15 protein-coding genes, 1 pseudogene and 1 riboswitch are annotated in these 15,268 nt (G+C 73.7%); of the genes and pseudogenes, 7 read left to right on the forward strand and 9 right to left on the reverse strand.

Features of this window, described 5'->3' with window-relative positions; translation table 11 throughout:
* The first annotated feature begins 4 nt into the window (after nt 1-4).
* From ACIOHG_RS30415 to ACIOHG_RS30430, 4 genes and pseudogenes are all read left to right on the forward strand, one after another.
* Complete coding sequence (locus ACIOHG_RS30415; protein ID WP_400955357.1) at nt 5-637, forward strand: uridine kinase; 633 nt, start codon at nt 5-7, stop codon at nt 635-637.
* A gap of 329 nt (nt 638-966) precedes the next feature.
* Nucleotides 967-2,871 carry an AAA family ATPase gene (locus ACIOHG_RS30420; protein ID WP_400955381.1) on the forward strand — a complete coding sequence of 635 codons (1,905 nt, stop codon included), beginning with the start codon at nt 967-969 and terminating at the stop codon, nt 2,869-2,871.
* A gap of 62 nt (nt 2,872-2,933) precedes the next feature.
* Nucleotides 2,934-3,578: a DUF4230 domain-containing protein gene (locus tag ACIOHG_RS30425; RefSeq protein ID WP_400955359.1), complete on the forward strand. Its 645-nt coding sequence runs from the start codon at nt 2,934-2,936 to the stop codon at nt 3,576-3,578.
* Between the two features lie 182 nt (nt 3,579-3,760).
* Nucleotides 3,761-4,039 (forward strand): annotated as a pseudogene (locus tag ACIOHG_RS30430) (response regulator transcription factor); the annotation flags it as partial.
* A 367-nt stretch (nt 4,040-4,406) separates the two neighbouring features.
* Here ACIOHG_RS30430 and ACIOHG_RS30435 read toward each other — a convergent pair.
* From ACIOHG_RS30435 to ACIOHG_RS30475, 9 genes are all read right to left on the reverse strand, one after another.
* Nucleotides 4,407-5,456, reverse strand: coding sequence for a hemolysin family protein (locus tag ACIOHG_RS30435; RefSeq protein ID WP_400955360.1), 1,050 nt, complete (start codon nt 5,454-5,456; stop codon nt 4,407-4,409).
* Complete coding sequence (locus ACIOHG_RS30440) at nt 5,453-6,790, reverse strand: hemolysin family protein (protein WP_400955361.1); 1,338 nt, start codon at nt 6,788-6,790, stop codon at nt 5,453-5,455. The genes ACIOHG_RS30435 and ACIOHG_RS30440 overlap by 4 nt, the downstream gene beginning before the upstream one ends.
* 280 nt (nt 6,791-7,070) lie before the next feature.
* Nucleotides 7,071-7,520, reverse strand: a complete 450-nt coding sequence (locus ACIOHG_RS30445) for a PH domain-containing protein (RefSeq protein WP_400955382.1) — start codon at nt 7,518-7,520, stop codon at nt 7,071-7,073.
* An 89-nt stretch (nt 7,521-7,609) separates the two neighbouring features.
* Nucleotides 7,610-8,458, reverse strand: a complete 849-nt coding sequence (hisG, locus tag ACIOHG_RS30450; protein ID WP_400955363.1) for an ATP phosphoribosyltransferase — start codon at nt 8,456-8,458, stop codon at nt 7,610-7,612.
* Between the two features lie 41 nt (nt 8,459-8,499).
* Entirely contained in the window at nt 8,500-8,772 is a 273-nt protein-coding gene (locus tag ACIOHG_RS30455; protein WP_400703295.1) for a phosphoribosyl-ATP diphosphatase, read from the reverse strand.
* 172 nt (nt 8,773-8,944) lie between these two features.
* Nucleotides 8,945-9,430 (reverse strand): 6,7-dimethyl-8-ribityllumazine synthase, encoded by a 486-nt coding sequence (gene ribH, locus ACIOHG_RS30460; protein WP_400703298.1) that lies wholly within the window; start codon nt 9,428-9,430, stop codon nt 8,945-8,947.
* 79 nt (nt 9,431-9,509) lie between these two features.
* Nucleotides 9,510-10,772: a bifunctional 3,4-dihydroxy-2-butanone-4-phosphate synthase/GTP cyclohydrolase II gene (locus tag ACIOHG_RS30465; protein ID WP_400955365.1), complete on the reverse strand. Its 1,263-nt coding sequence runs from the start codon at nt 10,770-10,772 to the stop codon at nt 9,510-9,512.
* Nucleotides 10,769-11,350, reverse strand: a complete 582-nt coding sequence (locus ACIOHG_RS30470) for a nicotinamide riboside transporter PnuC (protein WP_400955384.1) — start codon at nt 11,348-11,350, stop codon at nt 10,769-10,771. The genes ACIOHG_RS30465 and ACIOHG_RS30470 overlap by 4 nt, the downstream gene beginning before the upstream one ends.
* A gap of 56 nt (nt 11,351-11,406) precedes the next feature.
* Nucleotides 11,407-12,066 (reverse strand): riboflavin synthase, encoded by a 660-nt coding sequence (locus ACIOHG_RS30475; RefSeq protein WP_400703304.1) that lies wholly within the window; start codon nt 12,064-12,066, stop codon nt 11,407-11,409.
* Nucleotides 12,067-12,257: 191 nt separating this feature from the next.
* Nucleotides 12,258-12,385, reverse strand: a riboswitch (FMN riboswitch).
* A gap of 149 nt (nt 12,386-12,534) precedes the next feature.
* On the opposite strand from ACIOHG_RS30475, the gene ACIOHG_RS30480 reads away from it, so the two are divergent.
* The 3 genes from ACIOHG_RS30480 (at nt 12,535) to ACIOHG_RS30490 (ending at nt 15,127) form a co-directional block, all read left to right on the forward strand.
* Nucleotides 12,535-12,783 carry an SCO4226 family nickel-binding protein gene (locus ACIOHG_RS30480; protein WP_400955367.1) on the forward strand — a complete coding sequence of 83 codons (249 nt, stop codon included), beginning with the start codon at nt 12,535-12,537 and terminating at the stop codon, nt 12,781-12,783.
* A 79-nt stretch (nt 12,784-12,862) separates the two neighbouring features.
* A complete protein-coding gene (locus tag ACIOHG_RS30485) occupies nt 12,863-13,501 on the forward strand; it encodes an MSMEG_1061 family FMN-dependent PPOX-type flavoprotein (RefSeq protein ID WP_400955368.1) in 639 nt (212 codons plus the stop codon).
* A 237-nt stretch (nt 13,502-13,738) separates the two neighbouring features.
* On the forward strand, nt 13,739-15,127 hold the full coding sequence (locus ACIOHG_RS30490) for an FAD-dependent oxidoreductase (protein WP_400955370.1): 1,389 nt from the start codon (nt 13,739-13,741) through the stop codon (nt 15,125-15,127).
* Nucleotides 15,128-15,268 lie beyond the last annotated feature (141 nt).

Here is a 15,268-nt window from a genome sequence, read left to right on the forward strand (position 1 = left end):
CCGGATGACCGACCCCTCCCCCGAGCCGGCCGACCTGGCCGCGCTCGCCGCGGCACTGCGCGCGCTGCCGCCCTCGCTGGGCCCGGTGCGGCTGGTCGCCGTGGACGGCTACGCCGGGTCGGGCAAGACCACGTTCGCGGGCCGGCTGGCGGCGGCGCTCGGCGGCGCGCCCGTGCTGCACCTGGACGACCTGGCGACCCACCGGAAGCCGTTCGGCTGGGTGGAGCGGCTGCGCGCGCAGGTGCTGGAGCCGCTGGCCTGCGGCGAGCGGGCCCGGTACGAGGTGTACGACTGGGTGGCGGGCGCCTTCGGTGCGTCCGCCGAGCTGCCGCCCGCGCCGGTGGTGCTGCTGGAGGGGGTGGGCGCGGGCCGGCGCGCGGTGCGCCCCGTGCTGGCCGCGCTGCTGTGGATGGAGCTCGACCGGGCGGCCGCGCGGGCCCGCGGGGAGGAGCGGGACGGTCCGGAACTGGCCGACTTCTGGGCGGATTGGGCGCGCGCCGAGGAGGCGCACTTCGCCGCCGATCCGAGCCGTCCGCACGCCGGTGCGCGGGTCGACGGGATCACCGGGCGGATCGTCGGGAGCACCCTCAGTGAACCGTTTCAGGTGGTCTTGACCTGCGACGTCGCCAGGATCTAAGTTCTGCGTGTCGCGGAAATCAGTTGAATCCGCAACCACAGACACGGCGTCTCCGGTTTGTTCCCCCGTGAGCCGGAGACGCCGTTCCCCCTTCCCCGACGGTCCGGATCGCGCCGCCGAGCGCGTCAACACCCGATCGTCTCGCGCCATTTGGGCGGCGCGGCACCCTTACGGATCAGCCCCGCGCCGGTACCATGCCACGCAGGCGCGCATGTGCGTCCGCGAGGGTCTGGCGGGGGGCGTCAGTGACGGTGGAGAGTTCCGGCGGCGGCAACGGGCCCGCCGCCGCGGGTCCGCATCCGGAGGCCGACCGGGCCTGGACGCGCGCCATGGACGCGTACACGGCCGGTTCCTACGCGCGGGCCGAGGAGGAGTTCCGGGCCGCGGTCTACACCGACCCGGGCATGGCGGACGCCTGGCTGGGCCTGCACGCGCTGCGCAGCGACACCGCGGGCGCGCTGCTGGCGATGCAGCGGCACCGGGCCAGGTTCGGCGAGCAGCGCGAGCGGCACCGGCGGCCGCTCAGTTCCTGGTACTGGCTGGGCTGGTGGGTGCAGCCGGTGCTGGAGACGCCGCAGGACCTCGCGCTCGCGCACGCCTCGCACTGGCTGGACGGCCGCCACCTGGCCGAGCTGGAGCAGGCCCTGACGGAGTGTCCGCCGCCGGAGCGCGAGCCCGCGGTGCGCTTCCTGCACGCCTGCCGCTCCTACCTGATGAAGGACTGGGAGCAGCTGATCCGGGACACCGACCGCCTGCTCGACGACCCGGTGCTCGGCATCGAGGCCGGCCTGTTCGCGGGCATGGCCCGGGTCCGGCTCGACATGTGCGCGCAGGCGCAGCGTCCGCTGGCCGCCTCGCTGGCGCGCTGCCGCTCCGAGCAGCCGCAGCGCAAGGAGCTGCGGTACTGGCTGGGCCGGGCGTACGAGGGCGCGGGCCGCAGCGCGGCGGCGCTGCCGCTGTACCGGGCGGTGCACCGGGCCGACCCGGCGTTCATGGACACCGCGCAGCGGCTGGCGGCGATCTCCGAGGACGGGCTGCTGGACGGCGCCGGGTACGGCGAGTACCGGGGCACCGCGCCGGAGGCCGGGGCGCCGTTCGAGGAACTGCCGCTCGACGGGGCGCCGTTCGAGGACGCGCCGTACGACGGGGCGCCGTACGACGGAGCGCCGTACGACGGGGAGCCGGAGCCGGACGGGGCCGGGCCGGAGCGGGTCCAGGAGGTCGGCGAGGCGTACGGGGGCGAGCCGTTCGGCGCGGAGCCGCGCGGCGGCGGAAGACCCGAACGGGCCGCGGGGGCCTCGCCGTTACCGCTGCGGCTGGGCAACTGGCCCGGGGCGGCGGCGATCCCGGCGGTGGGGCCGAACCCGGCGCCGGCCGCCCGGCTGGAGCTGGACCAGGCACTGGCGGAGCTGGAGGCGATGGTCGGCCTGGACCCGGTGAAGCGTCAAGTGCGGGCGCTGTCGGCCCAGTTGCGGATGGCCCGGCTGCGCGCGGACCGCGGGCTGCCGGTGCAGCCGCCGAAGCGGCACTTCGTGTTCTCCGGCCCGTCCGGCACCGGCAAGACCACGGTGGCGCGCATCCTCGGCCGGGTGTTCCACGCCCTCGGCCTGCTCTCCGGCGACCACCTGGTGGAGGCCCAACGGGCCGACCTGGTGGGCGAGTTCCTGGGCCAGACGGCGGTGAAGGCGAACGAACTGATCGACTCGGCGCTGGACGGCGTGCTGTTCATAGACGAGGCGTACTCGCTGGCCAACTCCGGCTACAGCAAGGGCGACGCGTACGGCGACGAGGCGCTGCAGGTGCTGCTGAAGCGGGCCGAGGACAACCGGGACCGGCTTGTCGTCATCCTCGCGGGGTATCCGGAGGGCATGAACCGACTACTGGCGACGAACCCGGGCCTGAACTCCCGCTTCACCACCCGGGTCGACTTCCCCTCCTACCGGCCGGCCGAACTCGCGGAGATCGGCCAGAAGTTGGCGCTGGTCGACGGCGACGCGTGGGACGTGGACGCGACCGAGGAGCTGTCCTCGATCTGCGCGCACGTGGTCGCCGAGGGCTGGATCGACCGCCTCGGCAACGGCCGCTTCGTCCGCACCCTGTACGAGAAGTCGTGCGCCTACCGGGACCTGCGGCTCTCCGGGCAGCACGGCGTGCCCTCCCGGGAGGACCTGGCCACCCTGCGGCTGCCGGATCTCCTCCAGGCGTACGGCGAACTGATCGACGGCCGTCAGTGACGGGCGATAGCGTTCCGCGCGAGGGTCGGGCGCAGGACCCGGCCCCGCGAGAAGGAGCGACCGTGCGTCGTCGTGTGCCCTGGTACATATCCCTGCCGATCACCCTGGCGGTGATCGCTGCGCTGTTCCTCGGCGCCGCGAACCTCGGCTGGCTGCCGGGCCTCACCAGCCCGTTCGAGGAGAAGACCGTCGACCGGAGCCAGCCGGTGGTCCTCAAGTCGGTGCAGAACATGAGCCGTTACACCGCGGCCACCGGCAACTTCCAGGTCATCGTCGACCTCGCCAACGAGGCCAAGTTCCTGCCGTCCGCCCTGCTCGGCACCCGCAGCCTGTACGTCGGCGCGGGCACCGTCGGCGCGTACGTGGACCTCGGCAAGCTCGGCCCGGACTCGGTCAAGGTCTCCGAGGACCGGCGGACCGCGACCATCGTCATCCCGCACGCCCAGCTCGCCGACGCCGCGCTGGACGTCAAGAAGTCCTACATGTACTCGCAGGAGCGCGGCCTGTTCGACCGGTTCGGGGACTTCTTCTCCTCGGACAGCAGCTCCGAGGACCAGCACAAGGTCGAGCTGCTCGCCGTCGACAAGATCCAGAAGGCCGCCAAGGACACCGAGTTGACGGTCACCGCCGAGAACAACACCAAGGCGATGCTGACCGGCCTGCTCGGCTCGCTCGGCTTCACCTCGGTAACCGTCAGCGTGGCCTGAGCAGCGCCTCCGGCCGGGCCGGGCGCGCTCGGAGCGGCCGGGGCGGGCGACAGTATGCTGGGCCCATGGCCCTGCCGTCGCCCGCCCCGGCCCTGGTCCGGACGGTGCGGCGGACGCTCGCCGAGTCCCGGTACCTGCTGACGGCGGCGCCGCCGGCCGTCCTCTCCCCCGTGTTGCCGGCCCGGGTCGCCGGCGGCGGCACGGTCTTCGACCCCCAGGTGGTGGCCGGGCTGCTCACCGGCCGGCGGGCCGACCCGCTGGCCGCGCCGACGCCCCGCGAACGCGAACTGCTCGGCCTGATGGCCGAGGGCCACTCGAACGCGGCGATCGCCCGCCGCCTGGTGCTGTCCCCCAGCGCCGTCGAGAAGCACATCGGCAACGTCTTCGCCGAGCTCGGCCTCCCGCCGGACGCCTCCCAGCACCGCCGGGTCCGCGCCGTGCTGACCTACCTGGGCGCCTGACGGGCCGTCACCAGCCGCCCCGGAAGAACGCCAGCAGGGCCGGGGCCGGGTCGGCGGCGACACCGGTGTTGGCGGTGGCGAGGCCCGCGAAGCCCGCGGCGAGCAGGGCGCAGGCGACGGTGGTGGCGGTGGCGAGGCGGCGGGCCCGGCGGGCAGCGCGCCGCGCAGGTCGCCGGGGTCGACGAGGGCGCCGGGCAGCAGGACGAAGGCGAGCAGGAAGAGGGCCGCGAGCGCGGCGGGCAGGCGGGTCCGGCGTGCGGTGGTCGTCATGCGGACGACGATGCCGCGCGCCGGGCGGCCGGTCACTGCGGTGCGCCACCCGGTGGGGGTGTGGCAGGCCACATCCCCACGCGGGGAACGCGGGGACTCAGCGCGCGGCGGCCGCCGGAGGCCGGTGGTCGGGGTCGTGGACCTCGCCGACCAGCTCCTCCAGGACGTCCTCCAACGCGACCAGGCCGAGCTGGCGGCCGTCGGCGTCGACCACGGCCGCCAGGTGGGCGGCGGCGCGGCGCATCGCGGCGAGTGCGTCGTCCAGCGGCAGCCCGGCCCGCAGGACGGTGATCGGCCGCCACAGCCGGGCCGGGATCGGCGCGGCGAGGTCGTCGGCCTCCAGCGAGTCCTTGACGTGCAGGTAGCCGAGGACGGTGCCCTGCTCGTCGGCGATCGGGAAGCGCGAGAAGCCGGTGCGCACGGCGAGCCGCTGGATCTCCTCGCCGGTGACCTCGCGGCCGACGGTGACCAGCTGCTCGGGGTCGAGCAGCACCTCGGTGACGGGGCGGCTGCCCATCTCCAGGGCGTCCGCCAGGCGTTCGCGGCGGCTGTCCTCCAGCAGTCCGGCCTCGCCGGAGTCGGCGAGCATCAGCAGCAGCTGCTCGCTGGTGGCGACCGAGTCGACCTCGTCCTTCGGCTCGACCCGGAACAGCCGCAGCACGCCGTTGGCGAAGGCGTTCAGGAAGGCGATGAACGGGGCGAGCCAGCGGGCCAGCCGGTCCAGCGGGGGGCCGAGCAGGAGCGCGGCCTTCTCCGGGCCGGCCAGGGCCAGGTTCTTCGGCACCATCTCGCCGATCACCATGTGCAGGAACACCACGATGGCGAGCGCGACGGCGTAGCTGAGCGGGTGCATCGCCGAGTCGGGGACGCCGAGCGCGTGGAAGACCGGCTCCAGCAGGTGCGCGATGGTGGGTTCGGCGAGCGCACCGAGCAGCAACGAGCAGACGGTGATGCCGAGTTGGGCGGCGGCCAGCATCGCGGAGACGTTGGACAGCGCGTGCAGCACGGTGCGGGCGCGCTTGTCGCCGGCCTCGGCGAGCGGTTCGATCTGGCTGCGGCGCACCGAGATGACGGCGAACTCGGCGCCGACGAAGAAGGCGTTGCCGAGCAGCAGGAGCAGGGCGAAAGCGAGTTGCAGGGCGCTCATCGGGTGCCGTCCTGGTCGTGTCGGTCGTCCTCGGGGACCCGGCGGACCTCGACCCGGCTGGTGCGGTGCCGGTCGACCGCGGTGACGGTCAGTTCCCAGCCGGGCAGGTGGGCCTGCTCGCCGACGGCGGGGAGCTTGCCGAGCAGGTCGGCGAGCAGGCCGCCGAGGGTCTCGTAGGGGCCGTCGGGGGCGTGCAGGCCGATCCGGTCGAGCTGGTCGAGCCGGGCCCGGCCGTCGGCGTCCCAGACCGGCAGGCCGTCGCGCGGGGCGAGCGGGCGCAGGTCGGGGGTGTCGGCGGGGTCGTGCTCGTCCTGGACCTCGCCGACCACCTCCTCGACGATGTCCTCGATGGTGGCGACGCCGGCGGTGCCGCCGTACTCGTCGACCACGACGGCCATCGGTTCGCGGCCGCGCAGCAGGTCGAGGAGGCGTTCGGCGGGCATGGTCTCGGGGACCAGCAGCGGCGGGGCGGCGAGGTGGCGGACCTTGGTGTGGTCGCGGCGCTCGGCGGGGACGGCGAGGGCGTCCTTGAGGGTGACGGTGCCGGTGACCTCGTCGAGGTTGTCGGCGTACACCGGGAAGCGGCTGAAGCCGGTGGCCCGGGTCAGGTTGACCACGTCGCCGGCGGTGGCGTCCTCCTGGAGCGCGGCGACGTCGATCCGCGGGGTCATCACGGACTCCGCGGTGAGCTCGCCGAGGCCCAGGGTGCGGACGAACAGCGTCGCGGACTGCTCGTCCATGGCGCCGGCCCGGTAGGAGTGCCGGGCCAGCGAGAGGAGTTCGTCGGGGGTGCGGGCGTGGTCGAGCTCCTCCTGCGGTTCGACGCCGAAGGCCCGGACGATCCGGTCGGCGGAGCCGTTGAGGAAGGAGATCAGCGGCCGGCAGGCGGCGGAGAACGCGCGCTGCGGGCCGACCACGGCGTAGGCGACCTGGACCGGCCGGGAGATCGCCCAGTTCTTCGGGACGAGTTCGCCGATCACCATCTGCAGGACGGTGGCCAGCACCAGGCCGACCGCGACCGCGGTGCCGCGGGCGGCGGAGTCGGGCAGGCCGACGCCGGTGAAGACCGGGCCGAGCAGGGTGGAGAGCGCCGGTTCGGCGAGCATGCCGACCACCAGCGAGGTGATGGTGATGCCGAGCTGGGCGCCGGAGAGCTGGAAGGACAGTCGGCGCAGGGCCTTGTCGAGGCTCTTGGCGCGGCGGTCGCCGCCGGCCGCGGCGCGTTCGACGGTGCCGCGGTCGGCGGTCACGAAGGCGAACTCGGCGGCCACGAACAGGCCGTTGGCGAGGATGAGCAGGAAGGCCGCGAGCAGCAGGAGCCAGGCGGTGGTCATCGGGCCGCCCGCCTTCCCCGGCTGGAAACGTGCATGGCGGCGCGGGTACTACCGGACGGATCGTCCATCGAGGGGAGGTGTCACTCCTCTGGTCGCGGGTGGACGCGGCGGGCCGGACACACGAGTGGGCTTTGCCGCGGTTTTACCAGCGTAGACGATACCCGAACGGTTCCGGGATCTTGTTCGACCCGCCCGTTCGGTGGCGTGTCCGGTGCACGTGTCCGGTGCGCGCGGTCGGTTTCGCGGACGGCGGGACCGGTCCCGGGGGAGGCGGCGGGGGTCAGTCGCGGGCGGCGGCGCCGCGCTCCTCGACCAGGTCGCGCAGGGCGCGGGCGGCCCGGACGGCCTGCTCGCGGCCGCCGCCGGGCTGGATGCCGACGGCGGCCAGCGCGGTGCCGTCGGCGAGGTCGAGCGTCACCCAGGGGTCGCCGGCCCGGAAGTTGACCCGGACCACCTCGGCCCAGGACAGCCGGCGGCTGCGGACGAAGTTGACCACGGTGAGGCCCGCGTCGTCGGCGACCACCTTGGGACGGGCCAGCATCGCGCCGACCGCGGCGAACAGCAGGCCGGAGCAGACCATCATCACCCGGTCGTTGAACTGCCAGTTCTCCGGCAGCGCGACGGCGAGCACGGTGAACAGCACCACCAGCACGGCGCACAGCGTGTACAGCACCGCGCGGTTGCGGCGCGGCGCCCAGGTGACGGGGAGGGCGGCGGCGGGTGCGGGCACGGACACGGGTGGCTCCAGAACGGGGTGGGAGCCGCGCGGCCCCCACCCGTGGGGTCGATCGGGATCAATCGGGATCGATCGGGAATCGGTCAGAGGCGGCAGGCGTGGATGTTGGTGACCAGGATGGCCCGGGCGCCGATCGCCCACAGGTCGTCCATGATCCGCTGCGCCTCCTTGCGGAGCACCATCGAGCGGACCGCGACCCAGCCCTCGGTGTGCAGCGGGGAGACGGTCGGGGACTCCAGGCCGGGGGTGAGGGCGACGGCGTCGGAGACCTTCTCGGCCCGGATGTCGTAGTCCATCAGCACGTAGCGGCGGGCCACCAGGACGCCCTGCAGGCGGCGCAGGAACTGGTCGACGCCGGCGTCCTCGCCCGCGCCCTTGGGGCGGATCACCACGGCGTCCGAGACCATGATCGGGTCGCCGAACACCTCCAGGCCGGCGTTGCGCAGGCTGGTGCCGGTCTCCACCACGTCGGCGATCGCGTCGGCCACGCCCAGGTGGACGGCGGTCTCGACGGCGCCGTCCAGCTTGGTGACGGTGGCCTTCACGCCGTGCTCGGCGAGGTGCTGCTCGACCAGCCCGGTGTAGGAGGTGGCGATCCGCAGGCCCTCCAGGTCGCGGACGTCGGCGAGCGGCACGCCGACCGGCTTGGCGAACCGGAAGGTCGAGCCGGCGAAGCCGAGCGCGAGCACCTCCTCGGCCTCCGAGGCGGAGTCCAGCAGCAGGTCGCGGCCGGTGATGCCGACGTCGAGCCGGCCGGAGCCGACGTAGACGGCGATGTCGCGCGGGCGCAGGAAGAAGAACTCGACCTGGTTGTCGGGGTCGACCAGGACGAGTTCCTTGGCCTCCTTGCGCTGCCGGTAGCCGGCCTCATGGAGCATCTCCGCCGCGGGACCCGAGAGCGAACCCTTGTTGGGGACGGCGATGCGGAGCATGAGTGGCGAACCCTTCGCGTTGGCGAGCAATGGAGGTGGGACTAGAGGTACTTGTAGACGTCTTCGAGCGTCAGCCCGCGGGCGATCATCATCACCTGGACGTGGTACAGGAGCTGCGAGATCTCCTCGGCGGCCTCGGCCGGGGACTGGTACTCGGCGGCCATCCAGACCTCGGCGGCCTCCTCGACGACCTTCTTGCCGATCGCGTGCACGCCCTGCTCGACCAGCTGGGCGGTGCGGGAGGTCGCGGGGTCGCCGGTGGCGGCCTTCTGCTGGAGCTCGGCGAAGAGCTCCTCGAATGTCTTGGAAGCCATGATGTCCTCACCTTACGGGGTGCGGGCTGACGGACGGTAAACGGTTCCGCACCGTGGACAGTCCGGTGGACAGCCACGGTGCGAACCCGGCCCGGACCGGCCCCGACCGTGGGGCGACGGCGGGGCGGTCGCGGCCCGGTCGTGGCCCGGTCGTGGGGCAGCCGTGGGGCGGTCAGCCCTGCGGGGCGGCGGCCTCGCGCAGCGCGGCGGCGGTGGCGACGGCCGCGGTGACCGCCTCGTGGCCCTTGTCCTCGGCGGAGTCCGGCAGGCCGGCCCGGTCCAGCGCCTGCTGCTCGGTGTCGCAGGTCAGCACGCCGAAGCCGACCGGGACGCCGGTGTCCACCGACACCTGGGTCAGGCCGAGGGTGGCGCCCTGGCAGACGTAGTCGAAGTGCGGGGTGCCGCCGCGGACCACCACGCCGAGGGCGACCACGGCGTCGTAGCCCTGCGCGGCCAACCGCTTGGCGGCGACCGGCAGTTCGAAGGTGCCGGGGACCCGGACCACGGTCGCCCCGTCGATGCCGAGTTCCTTCAGGGCGCGGTGCGCGCCGTCCAGCAGGCCGTCCATCACCTGCTGGTGCCACTGCGCGGCGATCACCGCGACCTTCAGGTCGGCGCAGTTCTGCGGGGACAGGACGGGGGCTCCGTGGCCGGCCATGGCTGCTTCCTCTTTCCGGTGGTACGCGTTTCCGGTGGTACGTGTTTCCGGTGGTGCGTGGGCTTGCTGGGCGGGGTGGTCAGCTGTTCTCGTCGTCGAGCCACGGCAGGTCGTGGCCCATCCGGTCGCGCTTGGTGCGCAGGTAGCGCAGGTTGTGCTCGCCGGCGGCGGTGGGCAGCGGGCGGCGGGCGGTGACCTTGAGGCCGTGCTCGGTGAGCGCGGCCTGCTTGGCCGGGTTGTTGCTGAGCAGGGTGAGCGAGCGGACGCCCAGGTCGGTGAGCATCTGCGCGCCGATCGAGTAGTCGCGGGCGTCGGCGGGCAGGCCCTGGTCGAGGTTGGCGTCGACGGTGTCGCGGCCCTGCTCCTGGAGCTGGTAGGCGCGCAGCTTGTGGGCCAGGCCGATGCCGCGGCCCTCGTGGCCGCGCAGGTACAGCACCACGCCGCGGCCGGCCTCGGCGACGGCGGCCAGCGAGGCCTGCAGCTGCGGGCCGCAGTCGCAGCGCAGCGAGCCGAACACGTCGCCGGTCAGGCACTCGGAGTGCAGCCGGACCAGCACGTCCTCGCCGTCGGGCAGTCGGCCGTCGGCGTCCAGGCCGCCGGCCACCAGGGCCAGGTGCTCGATGCCGTCGATCGTGCCGCGGTAGCCGACGGCGGTGAACTCGCCGTGCTCGGTGGGAAGTTGTGTGACGGCGGCGCGGTCGACGTGCAGTTCGGTGCGGCGCCGGTAGGCGATCAGGTCCTCGATCGAGATGATCGCCAGGCCGTGTTCGCGGGCGAAGGCGTGCAGCTCGGGCAGCCGGGCCATGGTGCCGTCGTCGTTGACCACCTCGGCGATCGCGCCGGCCGGCGGCAGCCCGGCCAGGCGGGCCAGGTCGACGGCGGCCTCGGTGTGGCCGGGGCGGACCAGCACGCCGCCGTCGACGGCGCGCAGCGGGAAGACGTGCCCGGGGCGGGTCAGGTCGGCGGGCGCGGTGCCGGCCGAGGCGAGCAGCCGGACGGTGCGGGCCCGGTCGGCGGCCGAGATGCCGGTGGAGACGCCGTCGCGGGCGTCGACGGAGACGGCGTAGGCGGTGCCCTTGCGGTCCTCGTTGACCCGGGTCATCGGCGGGAGCCGGAGCCGGTCGAGCTCCTCGCCGGTCATCGGGGCGCAGATCACGCCGGAGGAGTACCGGACGGTGAAGGCCATCAGCTCGGGCGTGGCGGCGGAGGCGGCGAAGACGATGTCGCCCTCGTTCTCCCGGTTCTCGTCGTCGACCACGATGACGGCGCGGCCGAGGGCGATGTCGGCGACGGCCCGCTCGACCGGGTCGAGGGCGAGCGGTTCGACCGTGGTGCTGCTCATGCTGCGACTCCCTTGGTGAGCGTGCCGGTGCGGACGGTGCGGGCCTTCGTCCACCAGCTGACCAGGCCGGCCAGCACGAGGAAGAAGTAGACGGTGAAGGTGAGCGCGGTGAAGGTGTAGCCGTGCTGGTAGGCGTAGGGGACGCCGACCAGGTCGACGGCCAGCCAGGCGAACCAGAACTCGACCCAGCCGCGGGCCTGCGCGTACATCGCGGCGAGCGTGCCGACGAAGATGTAGGCGTCGAACAGCGGGGCCCAGGACAGGTTCGGGAAGGCGTGGAACAGGGCGGCGACGGCGGCGGTGCCGGCCGCGGTGGCGCCGATCAGCACCGCCCGCTCGCGGGTGGTGGCGAAGCGGACCTCGACGCCGCCGGTGTCGCGGCGGCCGCGGCTCCACTGGGCCCAGCCCCAGAGAGCGGTGACCACCACGACGACCTGCTTGCCGATCAGGCCGGGCACGTGGCCGCCGAGGAAGGCGGTGATCAGGACGGCGCCGGCCAGCAGCTGGGCGGGCCAGGTGAGGACCGAGCGGCGCCAGCCGAGGGCGAGCGCGGTCAGGCCGATCAGGTTGCCGGTCATGTCGGCGACCTTGACGGTCTCGCCGAAGGCCTGGAACGTCAGTTCTCCGAAGGAGCTCACTTGTTTCCCCCCAGGGTGTCGGGCAGCGCGCGGGTGTCGAGCAGCCGCTCCACGTACTTGGCGAGCACGTCCACCTCGAGGTTGACCGGCTCGCCGACCTGCTTGGCGCCGAGCGTGGTCAGTTCGAGGGTGGCGGGGATCAGCGAGACGGTGAACGAGTCGAGGGCGGCCTCGACGACGGTGAGGCTCACTCCGTCCACGGTGATCGACCCCTTCTCCACCAGGTAGCGCGCGATGGGCTGCGGCAGGGAGAAACGCAGCACCTCCCAGCGCGGATTCCCGTCCGCGTCGAGGTCGCCGGGGGCGCGGGAGAGCAGCGTGCCGGTGGCGTCGACGTGGCCCTGCACCAGGTGGCCGCCGAGCCGGGCGCCGAGCGCCATCGCCCGTTCCAGGTTGACCCGGGAGCCGGGGCGCAGCGCGCCGAGGCTGGAGCGCTGCAGCGTCTCGCGCATCACGTCGGCGCTGAACTCGCCGGGCTGCGCGGCGAGTTGGTCGTTCTTTTCGAGCACGGTCAGGCAGACGCCGTTGACCGCGATGGAGTCGCCGTGGTGGGCGTCGGCCGTGACGACCGGGCCGCGCAGGCGGATGCGCGAGGATTCGCCGATCTCCTCGATGGAGACGACCTCGCCGAGCTCTTCGATGATGCCGGTGAACACCCGGGTTCTCCTCGCGCTTGGGGCGCGGACTCCGGGGCGGCACGAGGGAGTTGACTGCGGAAGGGGTGGTCGTCCGACGACAGCGGGGCACACCCGCACGTCCGGGCTTCCTCGCCGGGACACGGGCCTGCTGCCGTACCGCCGCACCCCGGCCCCAGGGTGGGCCGCGGTGTGGAACACACCTTTTCCGCCGCGCACGCCTCCCATCCGGACTTTAACCGTCGGTCCAGGAATTTCACCTGGTCAACCGGCCGCTGGCTGCGGACGGGTCGCGGACTGTAACCGCCGGTTCGGATTTTCACCGACCCCGGAGTGCGCTGAACGTCACTGCTACTGCACCAGCATTGTTGCACGGGGGTGCGTGCCGCTGGCAAGGACGCGTCCTGTGGCCTGGTTCACGTCCCGGACGGAGGCTGGGAGGGAATGGTTCTCCGTACGAAGGACTTCCGGCCGAGGAGTTGAGCGACGATGGCGATGTTCATGGACGTCCACCACGGGATGGCGGGCATCACCGCCGAGCAGTTGAAGGCGGCGCACGAGGCGGACCTGGCGGTGCAGGGCGAGGAGGGCGTGGACTTCCAGCAGGCCTGGGCGGACCCGGAGTCGGGGACGGTGTACTGCCTGTCCTCGGCGCCGTCCCGGGAGGCGGTGCAGCGGGTGCACGAGCGCACCGGGCACCCGGCGGACGAGGTGCACGCGGTGCCGCTGCAGGTCTGAGATCCCCTGTGCAGGCCTGAGGCCCCCCTGGTGAAATCCCCTGGCCGCGGCCGGGCGGGCGGGTCTAGGGTCGGCACACGTGATCTTCGACGCCCTTGCCGCGGACGCGATCCGCGAACCCTCCCGCCTGCGGGAGCTCTACGAGCAGCCGAGCGAGCTGGTGCGGCGCAAGCAGGTCGACCACCTGCACGAGGCGGCGCGCCGGCTCGTCGGCTGCGCCTCGCTGGTGTTCGTCGCCACCGCCGACGCGGACGGCAACTGCGACGCCACGCCGCGCGGCGGCCCGCCCGGTTTCGTCTCGGTGCTGGACGACCGGACGCTGGCGATCCCCGACGCGACCGGCAACCGGCGCCTGGACAGCCTGCACAACATCGCCGCCACCGGGCGGGCCGGGCTGATCTTCGTGGTGCCGGGCCGGGCGGCGACCCTGCGGGTCAACGGGCGGGCCTGCGTGAGTGAGGACCCGCGGCTGCTGGAGCGGCTGACGGCGGTGGGCAAGCCGCCGCGGACGGCGATCGTGGTGGCGGCGGACGAGGTGTACCAGCACTGCCCGAAGGCGTTCCTGCGCTCCTCGGCGTGGCGTCCCGAGCAGTGGCTGCCGGCGGACGCGGCGCCGACCTCGGCCGAGATCACCCTCTCCCACCTGGGCGATCCGGCGCTGACCCTGGAGCGCATCCTGGCCGAGGAGGCGGACTCGCTGCGGCTGCGCTACGAGTGAGCCGGGCCGCGGCGGGTGCGGTCGGCGGGTGCGGTCGGCGGGTGCGGTCGGCGGGGCCCCGGGGCGGGAACGGGTGTGGGGTCGGGCATGCTGGAGGCACGGGGCGGCCGCATAGGCGGAACTTTGGGGGGCCATAGCTTCGGCTTATGACGCCATAAGCCGAAGCCCCGTACCGGGCGCGCCCGCCGGCCGGAAGGCTGGCGGTACGCGCCCCGAGCCGAACAGGAGTACCTGCCCATGCCCCGCCCCGTCCGGGTGGCCATCGTCGGTGCCGGCCCCGCCGGGATCTACGCCGCCGACGCGCTGCTGAAGTCCGAACTGGCCGTCGCCCCCGGCGTCTCCATCGACCTGATCGAGCGCCTGCCCGCCCCGTTCGGCCTGATCCGCTACGGCGTCGCCCCCGACCACCCCCGGATCAAGGGCATCGTCACCGCCCTGCACCAGGTCCTCGACAAGCCGCAGGTCCGCCTGCTCGGCAACGTCGACTACCCCGGCGACCTGTCGCTCGACGAGCTGCACCGCTTCTACGACGCCCTGGTCTTCGCCACCGGCGCCGAGGCCGACCGCGACCTGAACATCCCCGGCATCGAGCTGGACGGCTCCTACGGCGCGGCCGAGTTCGTCTCCTGGTTCGACGGGCACCCCGAGGTCCCGCGCGAGTGGCCGCTGGAGGCCGAGCAGGTCGCCGTGCTCGGCGTCGGCAACGTCGCGCTCGACGTGGCCCGGATCCTCGCCAAGACCGCCGACGAACTGCTGTCGACCGAGATCCCGCCGAACGTCCACGCGGGCCTGGCCGCGAACCGCGCCGTCGAGGTGCACGTGTTCGGGCGGCGCGGCCCCGCGCAGGCCAAGTTCTCGCCGATGGAGCTGCGCGAGCTCGACCACTCCCCCACCATCGAGGTCGTCGTCGACCCCGAGGACATCGACTACGACGAGGCGTCGATCGCCACCCGACGCGCCAACAAGCAGGCCGACATGGTCGCCTCGACGCTGGAGAACTGGGCGATCCGCGACATCGGCGACCGCCCGCACCGCATCCACCTGCACTTCTTCGAGAACCCGGTCGAGGTGCTGGGCGCGGATGGCAAGGTCGTCGCGCTGCGCACCGAGCGGACCGCACTCGACGGCACCGGCAACACGGTGGGCACCGGCACCTTCCGCGACTGGCCGGTGCAGGCCGTCTACCGCGCGGTCGGCTACCGCTCCGACGAGCTGGCCAAGCTGCCCTTCGACGCGCTGAGCGCGACCGTCCCGCACGAGACCGGCCGGGTCCGGGAGAACGGCGCCCACCTGCCCTCGGTGTACGTCACCGGCTGGATCAAGCGCGGCCCGATCGGTCTGATCGGCCACACCAAGGGCGACGCCAACGAGACGATCGCCTGCCTGGTCGAGGACCACGCCGCGGGCCGGCTGCGCAGCGCCGCCGAACCCGCCGAGGACGCGGTGCTGCACTTCCTGCGCTCGCGCGGCGTCGACTTCACCACCTGGGAGGGCTGGCACGCCCTGGACGCGCACGAGAAGGCCCTCGGCGCCGCCGAGGGCCGCGAGCGGGTCAAGGTCGTCGACCGGATCGCCATGCTGGACGCCTCCCGCAGCGACCGCTCGCACGAGCGCACCGCGCGGTAGGGCCGGCACCCCCGGGTTCGGGTCGTGGGGGGGGGGGGGGGGCCCCCGCCCCCCCCCCCCCCCCCCCCCGCCCGGCCGCGGGGGGGGGGGGGGGGGTGGCACCCCCCCCCCCGCGCGGGGGGGGTGGTGGGGTGGGCGCGC

This window comes from Kitasatospora sp. NPDC088134 (assembly GCF_044741705.1).
Taxonomy (GTDB): domain Bacteria; phylum Actinomycetota; class Actinomycetes; order Streptomycetales; family Streptomycetaceae; genus Kitasatospora.